The 886-nt window shown below is 60.2% G+C and carries 1 protein-coding gene; it reads left to right on the top strand.

Features of this window, described 5'->3' with window-relative positions; all coding sequences use genetic code 11:
- Positions 1-14 precede the first annotated feature (14 nt).
- Positions 15-886 (top strand): RNA polymerase factor sigma-54 (rpoN, locus tag A3730_RS23725; protein WP_231884031.1); only part of this gene is annotated, 872 nt, incomplete at its 3' end.

The raw sequence follows: 886 nt of genomic DNA, 5'->3' as shown, positions 1-886 counted from the left end.
ACGATATTGTCGACATGGTGAACGCCCAGCCAGACCTGCTCACCGAAGGCGATGAACTGGAGCGCGACGAAGTACTTGCCGTGCAGCACCGTCTGCAGCAGTTCGACCCCGTCGGCGTGGCCAGCATCGATCTGGCGGACTGCCTGGGCGTGCAACTGCGCCAACTGCCCGCCGATACCGCCCTGCGCGACGAAGCCTGTGCCCTGCTGGCCCACCTGGATCTGCTGGAAAAACACGACTACGCCGCCCTGCGTCGCACCCTGCAGATCAGCGAGGACGTCCTGCTGGAGGCCCTGTCCCTGCTACGCACCCTGGACCCGGCCCCCGGCGAGCAGATCGGCGAACCCCAGGTAGATTACGCCGTTCCCGACGTGATCGTCCGTCAGCACCAGGGCCGCTGGCAGGTCAGCCTCAACGACGACGTCCTTCCCCGGGTCAATCTGCAGCAGCAATACGCCAATATCGCCCGCACCACCAGCGGTGAAGACGGGCAATATCTGCGCAATTGTGTTCAGGAAGCCAAATGGTTCATCAAGAGCCTGCAGAGCCGCCATGACACCTTGCTCAAGGTGGCCACCCGCATCGTCGATGTGCAACAAGGGTTCTTCGATTATGGCGATGAAGCCATGAAGCCCCTGGTTCTGGCGGATATTGCCGACGCCGTTGAGATGCATGAATCGACCATCAGTCGGGTCACCAACCAGAAATACATGATGACACCCCGCGGTGTCTTTGAGCTGAAATATTTCTTTTCCAGTCACGTGGGAACAGACGGCGGCGGTGAGTGTTCCTCCACCGCTATTCGTGCCATTATTAAGAAGCTGGTCGCTGCCGAGAATCCCCGCAAGCCGCTCAGCGATAACAAGCTGGCCAGCTTGCTGAATGA

This window comes from Alcanivorax sp. HI0044 (genome assembly GCF_001634945.1).
The sequence above is the reverse complement of the archived record's forward strand: the minus strand, read 5'-3'. Positions and strand labels throughout refer to the sequence as shown.